This window comes from Streptomyces sp. NPDC101393, assembly GCF_044767385.1.
Classification (GTDB): domain Bacteria; phylum Actinomycetota; class Actinomycetes; order Streptomycetales; family Streptomycetaceae; genus Streptomyces.
In genome coordinates, this window is sequence record NZ_JBIWNU010000002.1 from 478,822 (window position 1) to 494,519 (window position 15,698).

Annotated in this window: 14 protein-coding genes; 9 read left to right on the forward strand and 5 right to left on the reverse strand. The window is 70.0% G+C overall.

Features of this window, described 5'->3' with window-relative positions:
* Nucleotides 1-40: 40 nt before the first annotated feature.
* Both ACIRQ7_RS07655 and ACIRQ7_RS07660 read right to left on the reverse strand, forming a co-directional pair.
* Nucleotides 41-808: a polysaccharide deacetylase family protein gene (locus ACIRQ7_RS07655; RefSeq protein WP_404260750.1), complete on the reverse strand. Its 768-nt coding sequence runs from the start codon at nt 806-808 to the stop codon at nt 41-43.
* Entirely contained in the window at nt 805-1,095 is a 291-nt protein-coding gene (locus tag ACIRQ7_RS07660; RefSeq protein ID WP_404260751.1) for a hypothetical protein, read from the reverse strand. The genes ACIRQ7_RS07655 and ACIRQ7_RS07660 overlap by 4 nt, the downstream gene beginning before the upstream one ends.
* Nucleotides 1,096-1,681: 586 nt before the next feature.
* Here ACIRQ7_RS07660 and ACIRQ7_RS07665 point away from each other — a divergent pair.
* The 6 genes from ACIRQ7_RS07665 to ACIRQ7_RS07690 all read left to right on the forward strand — a co-directional run bounded on the left by ACIRQ7_RS07665 (nt 1,682) and on the right by ACIRQ7_RS07690 (nt 9,498).
* The gene (locus tag ACIRQ7_RS07665) at nt 1,682-2,038 is read left to right on the forward strand and encodes a VOC family protein (RefSeq protein ID WP_401468821.1); all 357 of its coding nucleotides are present in this window, start codon (nt 1,682-1,684) and stop codon (nt 2,036-2,038) included.
* Nucleotides 2,039-2,419: 381 nt separating this feature from the next.
* Nucleotides 2,420-4,816 carry an ATP-binding cassette domain-containing protein gene (locus tag ACIRQ7_RS07670; RefSeq protein ID WP_404260753.1) on the forward strand — a complete coding sequence of 799 codons (2,397 nt, stop codon included), beginning with the start codon at nt 2,420-2,422 and terminating at the stop codon, nt 4,814-4,816.
* A 192-nt stretch (nt 4,817-5,008) separates the two neighbouring features.
* Entirely contained in the window at nt 5,009-5,383 is a 375-nt protein-coding gene (locus ACIRQ7_RS07675) for a helix-turn-helix transcriptional regulator (RefSeq protein ID WP_404261335.1), read from the forward strand.
* A 10-nt stretch (nt 5,384-5,393) separates the two neighbouring features.
* On the forward strand, nt 5,394-5,810 hold the full coding sequence (locus ACIRQ7_RS07680) for a VOC family protein (protein WP_404260754.1): 417 nt from the start codon (nt 5,394-5,396) through the stop codon (nt 5,808-5,810).
* A gap of 184 nt (nt 5,811-5,994) precedes the next feature.
* Nucleotides 5,995-7,494, forward strand: a complete 1,500-nt coding sequence (locus tag ACIRQ7_RS07685) for a peptide MFS transporter (RefSeq protein WP_401468812.1) — start codon at nt 5,995-5,997, stop codon at nt 7,492-7,494.
* Between the two features lie 9 nt (nt 7,495-7,503).
* Nucleotides 7,504-9,498 (forward strand): CocE/NonD family hydrolase, encoded by a 1,995-nt coding sequence (locus ACIRQ7_RS07690; protein WP_404260756.1) that lies wholly within the window; start codon nt 7,504-7,506, stop codon nt 9,496-9,498.
* A gap of 199 nt (nt 9,499-9,697) precedes the next feature.
* Here the strand turns inward: ACIRQ7_RS07690 and ACIRQ7_RS07695 are convergent, their stop codons facing one another.
* Entirely contained in the window at nt 9,698-10,246 is a 549-nt protein-coding gene (locus ACIRQ7_RS07695) for a CGNR zinc finger domain-containing protein (RefSeq protein WP_404260757.1), read from the reverse strand.
* Between the two features lie 86 nt (nt 10,247-10,332).
* Here ACIRQ7_RS07695 and ACIRQ7_RS07700 point away from each other — a divergent pair, with 86 nt between their 5' ends.
* From ACIRQ7_RS07700 to ACIRQ7_RS07710, 3 genes are all read left to right on the forward strand, one after another.
* Complete coding sequence (locus ACIRQ7_RS07700) at nt 10,333-11,052, forward strand: AzlC family ABC transporter permease (RefSeq protein WP_401468806.1); 720 nt, start codon at nt 10,333-10,335, stop codon at nt 11,050-11,052.
* Nucleotides 11,049-11,360, forward strand: coding sequence for an AzlD domain-containing protein (locus tag ACIRQ7_RS07705; protein ID WP_401468803.1), 312 nt, complete (start codon nt 11,049-11,051; stop codon nt 11,358-11,360). Before ACIRQ7_RS07700 ends, ACIRQ7_RS07705 begins: the two co-directional genes overlap by 4 nt.
* 86 nt (nt 11,361-11,446) lie before the next feature.
* Nucleotides 11,447-12,139 (forward strand): RraA family protein, encoded by a 693-nt coding sequence (locus ACIRQ7_RS07710; protein WP_404260758.1) that lies wholly within the window; start codon nt 11,447-11,449, stop codon nt 12,137-12,139.
* 169 nt (nt 12,140-12,308) lie between these two features.
* Here ACIRQ7_RS07710 and ACIRQ7_RS07715 read toward each other — a convergent pair whose 3' ends face one another.
* Together ACIRQ7_RS07715 and ACIRQ7_RS07720 are read right to left on the reverse strand one after the other, a co-directional pair.
* On the reverse strand, nt 12,309-14,087 hold the full coding sequence (locus ACIRQ7_RS07715; protein ID WP_404260760.1) for a prolyl oligopeptidase family serine peptidase: 1,779 nt from the start codon (nt 14,085-14,087) through the stop codon (nt 12,309-12,311).
* Between the two features lie 106 nt (nt 14,088-14,193).
* Nucleotides 14,194-15,273, reverse strand: coding sequence for a hypothetical protein (locus tag ACIRQ7_RS07720; RefSeq protein WP_404260761.1), 1,080 nt, complete (start codon nt 15,271-15,273; stop codon nt 14,194-14,196).
* Between the last annotated feature and the right edge of the window lie 425 nt (nt 15,274-15,698).

Consider the following 15,698-nt stretch of genomic DNA (forward strand, 5'->3'; position numbering starts at 1 on the left):
GCCGGCGGGACCTTCAATCGCGGTGGCCGGAAGCCGCGGGTCAGGGCGCGGGAGGGGGAGCGGGGACGGGGGTCAGCAGGGTGCGCAGATCGGTGATCCGGTAGCCGCGGGAGCGGATCGCGTCGATGATCTGGGGAAGGGCCTGTGCGTCGAGGACCGGGCCCTGCCCATCGAGGTTTCCGACGTGCATCTGCACGATCTCGCCCGGCCGCAGCGCGTCCAGAGCCCGCTTCACCGTCTTCTGCACGGTCATCCCCGCGGCGGAGCCCTTGTAGCCGTTGGTGTCGGTCGTCCACTCGATGTCCGCGTATCCCAGCGCGTTGACCTCCGCGATCTGCGCCGGAGTGGTGTCTCCGTAAGGGAAGCGGAAGAACGGCAGCGGCTGGATACCGGTGGCCCGGCGGACGGCCTGGTCGGCGAGGGCGACCTCCTGTGCCCGTTCGGAGGAGGTGAGTTCGCCGAAGGGCGGATGGCTCTGCGAGTGGTTGCCGATCCCGTGGCCGGCCGTCGCGATCGACTGTGCGGCGGCCGGATGCCGTTCCGCGAACTGCCCGGTGAGGAAGAAGGTGGCCGGGGACTTCAACCGCCGCAGCACGGTGAGTACGGTGCCGAGGCCCTCCTCGTCCCAGGCCGCGTTGAAGGTGAGCGCCACAGCCTTCCCGGCATCGGGGATTTCCCGTACCGCACTGCCGTACAGCCTTTCCACGGGCGCCGGGCCGGCAGCACCCCGCCCCGCTGCGGGCGTTCCGGTCACGGCGAGCAGAGCCGCGGTAACAGCCAGGACCGACACCATCGGGCGGCAGCTCACGAGAAGATGACCGACCTGAGCTTCATGCGCGCGCTTCCGCCGCCGGTGTGCGGCCGGAGCCGGAACACCTCGCCCGAGCAGTCCGCGTGGGTGAAGACCGCGGCGGTGGCGTCGGTCCGGTTCCTCGGCGAGTGAGCGGGCGGTTGGGTGTATTCCACGGCGGCCTCCGGAAGGGTGAGGCACTTTCCGGATTCCGGATCGTGCAGGGTGACCGTCCCTTCCGTGCCATCGCGGTCCCGGTAGGTGTAGCGGAAGTCGCCCCCCGCCGCAGTGGCGGAGCCGGGCACGGTGAGGAGGAGAGCGGCGGCCCCTGCGAGGGCGGCGCATACACGCCTGGACGTCTGCATGCAGCGCCAACGATCTTCCCCCCGGCCGGTCACGTACCGGTCGCCAGACAGCGTCCGATCAGCACCATCCTCAAGGCCGGTGTCATACGGGTGGGCGGAGCGACAGGGCCGAGTGCTCACCGGCCCGCGAGCACCGGCCGGCCGGCCCCGATCTGTGTCGCCAAGGTCTTTACGCGGCCGGTCGGGTACGCGGAACCGATCAGGAACGGAGAAGCCAAGCGCGCGGCTCCCCCGTAGCGTCAGCTGCATGGGCATCACCCCCTCGCGGGCCTTCCTCCCGCTCGACGCACCGGACGCGTCCGTGGCCTTGCCGGGCGGCCACGGGAGGCGGCCCGCGTGGCCGTCCTTCGTCTGCCGGACGGGCCCGGTGAGGACGAACGGCCCACCCGAGGTCCCTTGCCGGGCGATCGGGAGCCCGGTTCCGGACCACCCGTTCGTCTTCGCGCCGCCCGGCCCGCAGTTCCGCCCAGGACCGCGGGGCCGGCCCTCGACCACCCCGATCAGATCCACGACTCCAGGAGTGACCATGACCAGCTCTTCCACCCAAGGGATCATGACCGTGCTGCACCCCGTTACCGATCTGGCGGCGGCCAAGGAGGTGTACACCGCCCTGCTCGGCGTACCGCCGCAGAGCGACGAGTCCTACTACGTCGGCTTCGAGGCCGCGGGCCAGCACATCGGGCTGGTACCGGGCGGCGCCTCACAGGGCATGACCTCACCGGTGACCTACTGGCAGGTGCCGGACATCGAGGCGAAGCTGGCCGAGGTGACCGCCGCGGGTGCCACCGTGAAGGAGCCCGCGCACGACGTCGGTGGCGGCCGCCTGGTGGCCTCCTTCACCGACCCCGATGGCAACGTCCTCGGGCTGCTTCAGGACCCGTGAGTACCACCGCCGCTCCCCCGGTCGGCGTCGTCGCGACACCGGGCGCCGGCTCACCCATGGCATCGGCGTCGGGGGCCGGCGCCTCGGCGGACGGTGCGGCGCATCCGGTAGGGCTGACCTTCGACCCGGGCGGGGGCAGGCTGCCGGTGGCTGCGGCGGACGGACGGCCACCGGCAGGAATCCGGCCGTCCGCCGAAACGGTGGGCCCGCCTCCCGTAGCAGGGCTCGGCCGAGGCCGGCGCCTGGCCGCGCCCGGCCGGGCCCAGAGGCTCCGCGGTACGAAGCGAAACAGAACCCGCCGTTCTGCCCGGAGCTGGTTAGATCGAGCCGGCGATGCCGACGGAGACCGCGAAGGCGGCCCGCGTGACAGATGGAGACACGATGACCAGGGCCAAGAAGGCGGATTCGCAGTCGCCTGCGCCGCACGGTGCCGACAGCCACGATCTGATCCGCGTGCACGGCGCGCGCGTGAACAATCTCAAGGACGTCAGTATCGAGATCCCCAAGCGCCGGCTGACGGTGTTCACGGGCGTCTCCGGCTCGGGCAAGAGCTCCTTGGTCTTCGACACGATCGCCGCGGAGTCCCAGCGGCTGATCAACGAGACGTACAGCGCCTTCGTGCAGGGCTTCATGCCCACGCTGGCGCGTCCCGAGGTCGACGTACTCGAAGGCCTGACGACCGCGATCATCGTCGACCAGCAGCGGATGGGCGGCGACCCGCGCTCCACGGTCGGCACCGCCACCGACGCCAACGCGATGCTGCGCATCCTCTTCAGCCGGCTGGGCAAGCCGCACATCGGCCCGCCCAGCGCGTACGCCTTCAACGTCGCCTCGGTCCGGGCGAGCGGCGGGATCACCGTCGAGCGCGGTGCCGCCAAGACCAGGACCGTGAAGGCGACGTTCCACCGCACCGGCGGCATGTGCACGCGCTGCGAAGGCCGGGGCACCGTCTCCGACATCGACCTCACCCAGCTCTACGACGACTCCAAGTCGCTGGCCGAGGGCGCGTTCACCATCCCCGGCTGGAAGTCCGACAGCTTCTTCACCGTGCGGGTCTATGCCGAGTCGGGCCTCCTCGACCCGAACAAACCGATCCGCAAGTTCACCAAGAAGGAGATGCAGGACTTCCTGTACCGGGAGCCGACCAAGGTGAAGGTCGAGGGCGTCAACCTCACCTTCGAGGGGCTGATCCCCAAGATCCAGAAGTCGTTCCTGTCCAAGGACAAGGAGGCGCTGCAGCCGCACATCCGGGCGTTCGTGGAGCGTGCCGTCGCCTTCGCCACCTGCCCCGAGTGCGACGGCACCCGGCTCAGCGAGGGGGCCCGGTCGTCGAAGATCAAGCGGAAGAGCATCGCCGACGCCTGCGCGATGGAGATCAGGGACCTGGCCGAGTGGGTCCGCGGCATCGACGAGCCGTCCTGCGCGCCGCTGCTGACGGCACTGCGGCACACCCTCGACTCGTTCGTGGAGATCGGCCTCGGCTATCTCTCCCTCGACCGGGCGTCGGGCACCCTGTCGGGCGGTGAGGCGCAGCGCGTCAAGATGATCCGCCATCTCGGCTCCTCGCTCACCGACGTCACCTACGTCTTCGACGAGCCCACCATCGGCCTGCACCCCCATGACATCCAGCGGATGAACAACCTGCTCCTGCGGCTGCGGGACAAGGGCAACACAGTCCTCGTCGTGGAGCACAAGCCGGAGACGATCGCGATCGCCGACCATGTCGTCGACCTCGGTCCCGGCGCCGGTACGGGGGGCGGCACCGTCTGCTTCGAAGGCACCGTCGAGGGCCTGCGCTCCGGCGGCACCATCACCGGCCGCCACTTCGACGACCGGGCCACCCTCAGGGACACGGTGCGCAAGCCCACCGGCACGCTGGAGATCCGCAAGGCGACGGCGAACAACCTGCGGGACGTCGACGTCGACATTCCGCTCGGGGTGCTGACCGTGATCACGGGCGTCGCCGGATCCGGCAAGAGCTCGCTCGTGCACGGCTCGATCCCGGCCGACGAAGGCGTGATCGCGGTCGACCAGACTCCGATCAAGGGTTCCCGGCGCAGCAACCCGGCGACGTACACCGGACTGCTCGACCCGATCCGCAAGGCGTTCGCGAAGGTCAACGGCGTGAAGCCGGCGCTGTTCAGCGCCAACTCCGAGGGTGCCTGCCCCCATTGCAACGGCGCCGGTGTCATCTACACCGACCTGGCGATGATGGCCGGTGTCGCCACCCCGTGCGAGGTGTGCGAAGGGAAGCGGTTCCAGGCGGCGGTGCTGGAATACCACCTCGGTGGCCGCGACATCAGCGAGGTACTCGCGATGTCGGTGGCCGAGGCCGGGGAGTTCTTCGGCTCCGGCGAGGCGAGCACGCCCGCCGCGCAACGCGTTCTCGCCCGGCTCGACGACGTCGGGCTGGGCTACCTCAGCCTCGGCCAGCCGCTCACCACGCTGTCCGGCGGGGAGCGGCAGCGGCTGAAACTGGCCACCCACATGGGCGACAAGGGCGGCATCTACGTCCTCGATGAGCCGACCACCGGCCTTCACCTCGCCGATGTCGAGCATCTGCTCGGCCTGCTCGACCGGCTGGTCGACTCCGGCAAGTCGGTCGTCGTCATCGAGCATCACCAGGCGGTCATGGCGCACGCCGACTGGATCATCGACCTCGGCCCAGGCGCCGGCCACGACGGCGGCCGGATCGTCTTCGAGGGCACTCCCGCGGACCTCGTCGCCGCCCGCTCCACCCTCACCGGTGAGCATCTCGCGGCGTACGTCGGCGCCTGACCGAGGGCGCCGCGGGCACGTGGGGCAGGTGTCGTGGCCGCCGAGCAGGTGGGCTCCGCCGGCCCCCTCGGCCGGCGGCTCGTTCCGGCCCTCGTTCCGGCTCCGTGCCTCGTCCTGGGGCTGTGGGAAACTGAGCGGGTGAGACGGCAGGATCTCGATGACCTCGTCCGGCTGCGGCGGGCCCGCGACCGGATGGACCGCGACTACGCCGAGCCGCTCGACGTGCCGGCGCTGGCGCGGGACGCCCTGATGTCGCCGGGCCATTTCTCCCGCAGCTTCCGCGCCGCCTTCGGGGAGACGCCCTACAGCCACCTCATGACCCGCCGCATCGAACGGGCCAAGGCGCTGCTGCGGCGCGGCGACCTCTCGGTGACCGAGGTCTGCTTCGCGGTCGGCTGTACGTCGCTGGGGTCGTTCAGCTCGCGCTTCAGCGGGCTGGTCGGCGAGAGCCCGAGCAGCTACCGGGCCCGGAACCACGACCAGGGCGCCGGCATCCCGGCCTGCATGGCGAAGATCCACACGCGACCGGTCAGGAACGGAGAAGCACGCCCCGCCGCTCAGCCGTAGCGTGAACGGCATGGACATCACCCTTTCCCAGTGCTTCATCGCCGTCGACGACCACGACAAGGCGATCTCCTTCTACCGCCATGTGCTCGGCCTTGAGGTACGCAACGACGTCGGATTCGAGGGGATGCGCTGGGTGACCGTCGGGGCGCCCTCGCAACCGGACGTGAACATCGTCCTGGAGCCGCCCGTCGCCGACCCGAACGCCTCACCGGCCGACAGGCAGGCCATGGCGGAGCTGATGGCCAAGGGTCTGCTGCGCGGCGTCATCTTCGCGACGGATGACTGCGACGCCACCTTCGAGCGCATCAGCGCCGCGGGCGGTGAGGTGCTGCAGGAGCCGATGGACCAGCCCTACGGCGTCCGCGACTGCGCGTTCCGCGACCCCGCCGGCAATCTGCTGCGCTTCACCCAGCCCCTCAGGAAGTGAGTCCGGTCGCGGATCCGCGACCGGTGCGGGTGCCGCCAGGCTCCGCGCCGCCGCTCCGGGCCCGCGGGCACCCACGCGTTTGATCGGTGCATGACGCCCTGGTCTTGCCCTTTGGACCACCATGGTCGGCCTCCTGTCACCGCCGGTAAGTTCTGGTCAGCTCACATGATCAGGAGTAGTCCCGTTGTCCCACACCTCCCCCGACACCGATCCGGCCCCGTCCCCACCCGGCGACGACACGTTCTTCTTCGGCCAGCCACGGGGTCTGATGACCCTGTCCGGCCTGGAGGTCTGGGAGCGGTTCTCGTTCCTCGGCATGCAGGCCATCCTGGTCCTCTACTTCGCCGACACCGTCAGCCATGGCGGCCTGGGGATGGAGGCCGGTGCCGCCGCGTCCGTCTCGGCGGCATACGGAACCCTGGTCTACCTCGTCTCCGTGGCGGGCGGCTGGCTGGCCGACCGGATCCTCGGCTCCTACCGCGCCGTCCTGTACGGCGGCATCCTCATCGCCTGCGGGCACTACGCCATGGCGGTGCCGAACGCCGCCATGACCTGGGTGGGCCTGGGGCTGATCAGCGCCGGAACGGGCCTGCTCAAGCCCAATGTGGCCACCATGGTCGGCAAGCTCTACCGCACCGACGACGGACGCCGTGACGCCGGCTTCGCCCTCTACTACATGGCCATCAACATCGGCGCGTTTCTCGGCCCGCTGATCACCGGCTGGCTCGGCGACCATGCGAGCTGGCACTGGGGCTTCTCGGCCGCCGCCCTCGGTATGACGCTCGGCCTGATCCAGTACGTCCTGGGCCGCCGCCACCTTGCCGGGCCCAAGCACACGGCCGAATTCGCGCTCGCGCCGGCACCGATGCGGCGCGCCGTACGGCTCATCGTCCTCGGCGCGGTCGTGGTCGCCGTGGTCGCCACCGCCCTGGGGCTGGCCGGCCGGCTCACCATCGACCGCTTCGTCGATCTGCTCACCCTCGTCTCGGTGATCGCGCCGGTCGTCTACTTCGCGGTGATGTTCAGGAGCCCCCGGGTCACCTCCGAAGAGCGCCGCAGGCTGCGCGCGTACGTGGTGCTGTTCCTGGGGTCCGTCTTCTTCAACTTCATCCTCTTCCAGGCGTACTCGACGATGATCTTGCTGGCGTCGACCAACGCCCGTACCGAGATCCTCGGCTTCGCCTTCCCGGCCGGCTGGTACGCCTCCGCGCTCGGCGCCTTCGAGGTCGCCCTGGCGCCCGTCGTGGCCGCGGTCTGGGTCCGGATGGGGAGGCGCCAGCCGCACGCCTCCAACAAGATCGCGTTCGGGGTGATTCTCGGCGGCCTGTCGTTCCTCCTGATGGCCCTGCCGACCTCCGGGCACTCCGACGACACGTACAAGATGGCCGCATGGTGGATCGTCGGCTCGTATCTGCTGCTCGGGCTCGGCGACGTCCTGCTGGAGACCTCCGGCCTGTCCGCGACGAGCAAGCTCGCCCCCAAGGCGTTCGCCAGCCAGACGATGGCACTGTGGTTCCTGTCGCTGGCCGTCGCCAACGGGATCCAGGCGCAGACAGTGAAGCTGTACGGCCAGGTGTCCAACCCGTCCTACTTCGGCGTCAATGGCGCCATCGCGGTGGCGGCCGGTGTGGCGATGATCGCCGCCGCCCCCTGGCTCAAGCGCACCATGCACCCCGTCCACTGAGGTACCGCCATGCACATCAACACCGCTCTTCCGTACGACACCACCCACGAGGACGTCCGCATCCCGCTGCCGGACGGCACGCGGCTGTACGCCCGGATCTGGCGGCCGGTCACCGACGAACCCGTGCCGGCGCTCCTCGAATACCTGCCCTACCGGCTGAGCGACTGGACGGCGCCCCGCGACTGGCAGCGCCACCCCTGGTACGCGGGCCACGGGTACGCGTCCGTCCGGGTCGACGTGCGCGGCCACGGCAACAGCGAGGGGCTGCCCGGCGACGAGTACGACGCGACGGAGCTCGCCGACGGGGTGGCCGTCATCCACTGGCTCGCCGAGCAGGAGTGGTGCTCGGGCCGGGTCGGGATGTTCGGCATCTCCTGGGGCGGCTTCAACTCGCTCCAGATCGCCGCGCTCAACCCCGAGCCGCTGAAGGCGATCGTGACCGTCTGCTCGGCCGACGACCGCTACGACAACGACGTCCACTACATGGGCGGCTCGGTCCTCGGCGTCGACATGCACGCCTGGGCCGCGACCATGCTCGCCTTCGTCTCCCGGCCGCCGGATCCGGCGCAGGTCGGCGACAAGTGGAAGGACATGTGGCGCGAGCGGCTCGACGCCGTGGACCCCTTCATCCACACCTGGCTGGCGCACCAGACCCGCGACGCCTACTGGAAGCACGGCAGCGTGAGCGAGGACTACTCCGCCATCCAGGCGCAGGTGCTCGCGGTCGGCGGCTGGCACGACCCCTACCGCGACACCGTGCTGCGGCTCGTCGAGCACCTGGACCCGGCGAAGGTCCGCGGACTGATCGGGCCCTGGTCGCACCAGTACCCCGACCGCGGCCTGCCGCCCGGGCCCGCCATCGGCTTCCTCCAGGAGACGCTGCGCTGGTGGGACCAGCATCTGAAGGGCACGGACACCGGTGTCATGTCCGAGCCCCTGCTGCGGTCCTGGATCAGCGAGTCGCACCGGCCGGCCACGGTGTACGAGACGCTGCCCGGCCGCTGGGTCGGTGACCGCAGCTGGCCCTCGCCGAATGTCGAGCCGGTCGTCCACGCCCTCCACGGCGGACCGCAGCGGGTCGACTCGCCCCAGCAGACCGGGATGGACGCCGGGCGCTACTTCCCGTTCGGCAATGACGCCGATCTGCCGCCCGACCAGCGTGACGAGGACGCCAAGTCGGCGTCCTTCGACTTCCCCGTCGAGGACGGCCCGATCGAGATCCTCGGCCGCCCCCTGGTGAAGCTGCGGATCCGGATGGACGTACCGCGCGGGCAGGCCATCGCCCGGCTCTGCGATGTCGCGCCGGACGGCTCCTCCACCCTCGTCACCCGCGGCGTCCTCAACCTCTCCGCCCGGCACGGCCGGGACCGCTGTGAGGACTGGCCGGCCGGGGCGACCGAGGACGTGACGTTCGAGCTGAACGGCATCGGGCACACCTTCCCTCCCGGCCACCGGATCCGCCTCGCGGTCTCGTCGTCGTACTGGCCGTGGATCTGGCCGCAGGCCGGCTCCACGGGCTTCACCCTGGAGGCGGACGGCAGTTCCTTCGAGCTGCCGGTGCGCCGGCCCACCGAGGATCCGGCGATCCGCTTCGAGGAGCCGGAACAGTCGGAGCCGCTCGGCGTCGTTTACCCCGCCGATCCCGCCACACAGCGTCCCGAGCGTCTGGTGATCCGCGATGTCGCCAAGGGCGAATGGCGGATGGAGGTCGACCCGCGCTACGGCGGTACCCGCATCTACCCCGACGGCCTCGAATTCACCGAGGACGCGCTGGAGACGTACACGATCCAGGAGAACGACCCGCTCTCCGCCCGCACCCGCTCCGACTGGACGATCCGGCTGCACCGGCCGGAGCTGTCCTGGGACGTGCTGATCGAGACACGTTCCGAAATCGCCGCGGACGCCACCGACTTCATCACCTCCAACGAAGTGGTGTGCAAGGAGGGCGGCGAGGTCGTCTTCCACCGGACATGGGAGAAGCGCATCCCGCGCACGGCCGGCTGAACTCCCGCCGTGCTCCTGTGCGCGCAGGGGCACGGCGGAACCCCGCCCGCGGGACGCGCGGTGGGGGCGCTGGGTGAGCGCGACGCCTCACTACGAAGCGGGCCCAGCGGTCGTCACCGTCCACGACCGTCTTCCCCGGCAGGTCAGGGTCCGGGCGCCCGCCACACCGGGCACGCCGACATTCTTTCGGGCGCGCATTTCACCTTTGGCGGGCGCGATGCGCCATGGCGTGTTCCCGGTTTCCGCAGATCTGAGGGCTGCAAAAGCGGCGGGATTGATTGCGGGAGGTATCGACGAATACCTCGGAGCAGCGTCGTCCGTTGCAGTGGTGGAGCCTGCCCATGCCGCTGGTGGCGATGACGCCGAGCAGCCCCATGGCGGCGTTGACGGCGTACTGGTCCACGGGGGAGGCGTGCTCGTCGGCGACGTGCAGATGCCAGGGCGAGCCGTCGTGGTTGGTGTAGTGCGGGACGGCGTGGTGGTCGGCCAGTATGCGGTTGAGCAGGGCGACCGCGTGCTCCTCGTCGGCATTGTCGAAGACCTCGCGCAGCACGGGACGCAGCGCGCGGGCGGCGGCGAGGTCCTTGTCCGTGGGCACGGAGCTGAGGCGGATGCCGTGCTCGATCAGCAGTTCTGCCAATGTCGCGGTATCAGGCAACTTTTCTCTTTTGCGGACGAGATTATACGTGTTGACCAGGTCTTCGGCCCATGTCGCCGAACCGTCAGAGTAACTAGCAAACTTCATCATGGCTCCGTACTATTGGTACCTGCCGACGGCACCGTGCCAAAGGCGTGCAGCGGTCCTCTGCTGCCCGCTTCGAGGTGGAGGGGTGAATGGATTCACAACAGGCAATACCCGCTCCGGTTCCCACAACGGAAGGATATTCTGCCTCCGCCGACTTCCGCGAGGAAGCGCTGCGCGGGCTTCGGATGGCGGTCCCGCTGGCCATCGCGGTTTTCTGCTTCGCCGTATCGTTCGGCGTGGTGGCACGCACCGCCGATATGGGGGTGTTAGCGCCTTTAGCGATGTCCCTCACGACCTTCGCCGGATCCGCCCAGTTCGCGGCGGCATCGGTGGTGGGCACCGGCGGCGGCATCACGGCGGCGATCGTGGCGGCCGTGCTGCTGAATTCCCGCTATCTACCCATCGGGATCAGCGTGGCGCCGGCGATGTCGGGCGGCGTCATCAAACGCTTCCTGTCGGCGCAGTTGGTGGTGGACGAGTCGTGGGCCGTCGGGCATCTGGGCGGCGGACGCTACTCGCGTGGTCGCCTGCTGGGCGCCGGCAGTCTCGTGTACTGCGCCTGGGTCGGAGGCACCGCGGTGGGGCTGCTCGGGGCGCAGTATCTGGGCGATCCTGAGCGCTTCGGACTCGATGTGGTCTCGCCCGTGCTCTTCCTGGCTCTCCTCAAGGGGCAGATCGCCAACCGCAGCGCGCTGGCCGTCTCGGCACTGGGAGTGGTGATCGCGCTGTCGCTGGCACCGTTCGTCTCCCCCGGTGTCCCATTGATCGCGGCGACCGCCGCCTGCCTTTTGGGGTTGAGGAACCGATGAGCGGAGTGTGGCTGGCGGTACTCCTGGTAGGCGCCGTCTCCATGACGCTGAAGGCGACGGGCCCTGTTCTGCTGGGTGGCCGGGAGTTGCCGAGCACCATGCAGCGGGTGGTGGCCTTGATGGCGCCGACTCTGCTCGCGGCCCTGATCGCCACTCAGATATTCACCAGCGGGCAGGCGTTGGCCGTCGATGCGCGCGCAGTGGGCCTGGCCGTGGGCGCGTTCGGCATCTGGCGGAAGTGGCCGACCCTGCTCGTCGTCTTCCTGGGCGCCGCCGCGACAGCCCTGACCCGCCTGGTGACGGGATAGCGACGCCGCAGTAGGGGCCCCAGGCCCGCGAGACCCGTGCGGCCTGTGCGGGCCGCTTCGAGAGTCAGTGCTACATGGAGGTGCTCATGACGGTCGTCGATTTCCCTCGGGACCAGGTGTGGCCCACAGCGTCACTGTGGGATGCCGGCGCCCGGCTGGGCATCCCCCTCGGCATGCCACCGCAGCCGCTGCGGCCGGCTGCCCCGGGCATGCGGCTCGCCGGGCCGCTGCGGCGCATCCGGCACACGCAGGGAGTGGCGTCAATCTTCGAAGGCCTCGATGAGGTCCGGGAAGGCGAGGTGCTGCTGATCGATAACGCCGGGCTGACGGACGAGGCGTGTGTCGGTGATCTGGTCGCGATCGAGGCCCGGTTGGCGGGCGTCGCGGGCCTCGTGGTGTGGGGCTGTCACCGGGACACCGACGAACTCGCCGTCATCGGCCTGCCGGTGTTCAGCCGGGGTCCCTGCCCCGCATCACCGCGGCCACGCCCCAACGCATCCGGCCACACTCCCGCGCAGGAGCCGTTCGAAGCGGAGACCGGCGATGTGGTCGTGGCCGACGCCGACGGTCTGCTCGTCGTCCCTTCCACCGCCTACAAGGCGGTGTCGGCCGCCGCTCAGGAGATCGTCCGCGCCGAGCACCGCCAGTCCGAGAAGGCTCTGGACGGCGTGAGCCTACGCGCGCAGCTGCAGTGGGATCAGTACGTCGACCGACGCCGCGCGGACCCCGATTACACGTTCCGCGCGCACCTGTCGCGGATCGCGGGAGCGCTGGAGTAGCAGGCGGGAGGGTTCCAGCGCAGCAGCAGATCGCGGCGGCGCGGCGGGCGGCAGATCGGGATCTCGCTCCTGCGCTGCGAAGTGGTGATGTCGCTCGCCAACAGTCCGTTCACGGGGTGTCCCTTCGTCGAAGATGCGGTGCGGTGGCGCCTGCGTGGCAACCGCCGGTTCAGCGGGCGGCCGGCGGCAGATGACGGCGGGTGAATTCCAGCTGCCGTCGGAACGTCGCCACCCGCTCCTCCACGTCCGTCATGCTGTGCCCGGCTGCGTAGGCCTGGAATGCGTGCGGGATGCCTCGCTCGGCGAGCCGTGCAGCATAGGCACGCACCTGGTCGATGGGGCAGCGCGCATCGCTCGCCCCCGCGCAGAGGAAGGCGGGAGCTCGGACCGCATCCACGTACGTGATCGGGGAGGCCTGGCGGTAGCGCTCGGGGACCTCGGCGGGCGAGCCGCCGAACAGGCTCCGGTCGAGCGCCTGGATCTCGCCCATCGCCTGGTGGTGCGCAGCCGCACAGTCCGCCACCGGGGCGCCCGCCAGCCCCAGCGCCCAGGCTTCGGGCTGCACCCCCAGGCCGAGCAGCGTCAGATATCCGCCCCAGGACCAGCCGGCGAGGATCAGCCGGTCGGGGTCGGTGATCTTCTGGTCCACCGTCCACTGCCGTACCGCGGCGATGTCCTCCAACTCGGTCAGCCCCACGCGCGGGCGCAACGCCTCGGTCCAGGCGCGCCCGTAGCCGGTCGAACCGCGGTAGTTGACGCGCACCACCACGAAGCCCTGGTCGACCCAGCCGGCCACCTCCGGTTCAAAGGCGTCCGTGTCGTGGTCGTCGGGGCCTCCGTGGAGCATGAAGATCGCCGGGGCGGGTGTGTCCTGTGCCGTGTCCGGCAGGCTCAGAAGTGCGTGGATCCGGCCTCCGGGGCCGTCCACCCAGACGTCCCGCGCCACCGCGGCCGGTGGCGGCGGCTGGTCGGCCAACGGGAAGCGCAGGTCCTCGATCAGTCCGAGGAAGGCCGGCGGCCGCACGGAGTCCGACCACAGGAACCAGGCGTCGCCCTCGGGCCGGGTGCGCGCATGCGCGATGGTGCCCTCCGGGGTCCGCACGCGGGTGAGCTGGCGTGTGTCCAGGTCGTAGCGGTAGACGTGGGACCGGGCCTGGTGGTCGTGGACGACCAGCAGGGACCGGGCGTCCTGGAACCACTCGACGGCCGTTTCGCCCGGCAGTCCGAGGGGAAGTTCGAGGAGTTCGCGGGTGCCGGGGTCGTAGATCGCCGGTTCGTAGCGGTCCTCGCGCGCCTGGAGCAGCAGCAGCCGTGAGTCACCCGGGACGGGCGAGAAGCCGACCGCCTCACCTTCGAGATCGGCGACGGTGCTGCCGTCCATGGCGAGGATCCGGATTCCCGGGTCCCACAGGTCGCCGCGCTCGCTGTGCGCGATCACCGCCAGGTCCAGGGCCCGCGACAGGTCGACGGCTTGGGCGGGCTCGTCGTGCCGGTACAACTCCCGTGTCCTGCCGCCGGGTTCGACCACACTGATGGCCGTGCCGTCCTCCGTCGTACAGCCCATCAGGGCGTGCCCGCGCAGCCCCATCGCCAGGCCGGTCGGCCAGTACGGGCTCGCCCCGGGCACCGCGGGCACGTCGGCCCCTCCGCCGAAGGGCTGCCGCAGCCACTGCCCGCGCTCGTCGCCCAAGGTGTCGGCGAACCACCACACGGCCTTGCCCGTGGCCTCGATCGCGCAGTTCTGCACACCCGCGGCACGATCAGTGACCTGGCGGACGGTGCCCGCCGTCCGGTCCCAGCAGTAGACCTGGGCGACGCCGGAGCGGTCGCTGACGAACACACAGCGGTCCGGCGCGCTCTTGGCCCAGGCAGGAAGCGTGTAGCGAGGGGCCCGCATGCGCTGCTCCCACAGGGGGCGGGCCTGCGCATGCTGTACGGGTGCGGTCATCGCGAAGGTCTCCTACGGATCGTGCTCCGGTGCCGCGCGGCGATCCTTCGCCGCGGCACATGCCCGGAGGCCGGATGCGCAGCGGGCACGCGACCGACGGGTGACGTCAGTGGCAGCCGCAGCCGGCGGACGTGACGCGGTTCATCCGGCGGCGGGGACGCGTCGAGCCCTCGCCCTGTGCGGCCGTCCCGGCACCGGCCAGCGGCGTGGTGGAGTCGAGGGCGGTGAGCGTGCTGATCGAGCACGGCAGGACCACCTGTAACGGCGTGGCCGGCAGCGACCCCAGCACGAGATGGACGGAGGTCGTGGCCTTGCCCGTACCGGTGGCATTGGACTCGGAGTTGAAGGGGAGCAGCGGTACAGCGTTGTTGAGTCCGAATTCCAGACCCGCGACCCGGCTGTGCCCCGGGTCGGCGGTGAAGAGCTGCTCCAGCGCCACGGCTGCCTTCGCCGAACCGGCCTCGGCCGCCCGCAAGTCGCTCACCGTGCCGTCTTCGACCGTCAGGACCAGCGGGTAGTGCGAGAGCGCCGTCAACTGCTCGAAGAGCTTGCGGCTTTGCACGGTGCCGGGCGTGCGGCTGCGCACCACGGGCCAGCCCTTCACCGCTATCTGACCGGTGATGACGGTGCCCACCCCGTCAGCGGAGAGTCGGTGCCGGCCGGCCGGAGCTGCCTGGACCACGCCCGGCTGGAAGACGCCGGTGTCCGTCCAGGACCAGGTCGGATGGGCGTAGGTCAGCTTCGCCAGGGAGCCGGTCAGCGGGTCGTCAAGTGTCAGCCCACCTGCGGCGTTCAGCGCGGCGGTCAGCGTGTCGGCGCCTTGGCGCACGGCGTCGGGGTCGGTTTTCTCCAACGCCTCCAGCAGGGCACTCACCTGGTTCAGGGCGAGCGGGCCGGTACCTGCCCGGAGGGTGGCGACGGTGCGCTCCGGGCCGATCGCGACGGCGGGTGCCGTCAGGAGCAGGTCGTCCTCGGCGATGACAAGGACGTCGCTGCCCTCGCGCACCTCACGGCTCAGGATGTCGGCCAACGGCCGGCCGGGCTCGGCCGTCACCTTGGTGTATTGCTCGTAGCGGGTTCCGTGCTCGATCTCGAAAGAGTCCATGAACTGCTCTTCCAGGATCAGCACGAATCTCTTACGGCCCGTCATGTACTGGCGATAGGCATCAGGTCGAACGATAATCATCGTGACACTCCCTGATCGATTGCAGTGTCAGCGAGGCGGGTCGAGCCAACACCTCGACCCGCCTCGCACATACGCGCTACCTCGGAGGGCAGCACTTCACATCAGATCAGCCCAGCAGGGTGCCGAGGTAGTTGCTGTTCTTGCGAACCTTGATGGTCTTCTTCATGACGGTCACCTCCTCCCCCTCCTCGCTCCGCAAATACGCAGCCCCCTCGAAAGGGAACCCGCAGAATCACCTCAGCCCAGCAGGGTGCCGAGGTAGTTGCTGTTCTTGCGAACCTTGATGGTCTTCTTCACGACTGTCACCCCCTCCCCCTCCTCGCTCCACGAATACGCAGCCCCCTCGAAAGGGAACCCGCAGAATCACCTCAGCCCAGCAGGGTGCCGAGGTAGTTGCTGTTCTTGCGAACCTTGATGGTCTTCTT